This is a genomic window from Billgrantia montanilacus, from assembly GCF_003336675.1.
In the GTDB taxonomy this organism is placed as follows: Bacteria; Pseudomonadota; Gammaproteobacteria; order Pseudomonadales; family Halomonadaceae; genus Halomonas; species Halomonas montanilacus.
The window spans coordinates 1-587 of the sequence record NZ_QPII01000052.1 but is presented as its reverse complement, the minus strand read 5'-3'; the positions used below and the strand labels follow the sequence as shown (position 1 = coordinate 587).

Below are 587 nucleotides of genomic sequence, written 5' to 3'. Positions count from 1 at the left end.
TTTATGACCCTGCAAGGCAAGATGCTGATCGGCCGCGAGGCCGTCAGCGGCAGTTCCACGCCCATCCATGGCGTCAACCCTGCCACCGGCGAGACGCTGGAACCCACCTACGTGGGCGGCAGCAAGGCTGAGGTCGAGCGCGCCTGCGAACTCGCCGAGGCAGCCTTCGGCGCCTACCGTGAGACCACCCTCGAGCAGCGCGCGACGTTCCTCGAGAGCGCGGCCTCCGAGATCGAGGCCATCGGCGACGAACTGATCGAACGCGGTATGGCCGAGACCGGCCTGCCCCGTGCGCGTCTCGAGGGCGAGCGCGGCCGCACCTGCGGTCAGCTGCGCCTGTTCGCCAGCGTGGTGCGCGCCGGCGAGTGGCTCGACCTGCGCCTCGACCCGGCCCTGCCGGATCGCCAGCCGATGCCCCGTGTCGACCTGCGTCAGCGACACATCCCGCTGGGCCCGGTGGCGGTGTTCGGTGCCAGCAACTTCCCGCTGGCCTTCTCGGTGGCCGGCGGCGATACCGCCTCGGCGCTGGCCGCCGGCTGCCCGGTGATCGTCAAGGGCCACTCCGCCCACCCCGGCACCTCGGAGCT

1 protein-coding gene is annotated in these 587 nt (G+C 71.7%); it reads left to right on the top strand.

Features of this window, described 5'->3' with window-relative positions:
• Positions 1 to 3 precede the first annotated feature (3 nt).
• Positions 4 to 587 (top strand): aldehyde dehydrogenase family protein (locus DU505_RS22215; protein ID WP_114481146.1); only part of this gene is annotated, 584 nt, incomplete at its 3' end.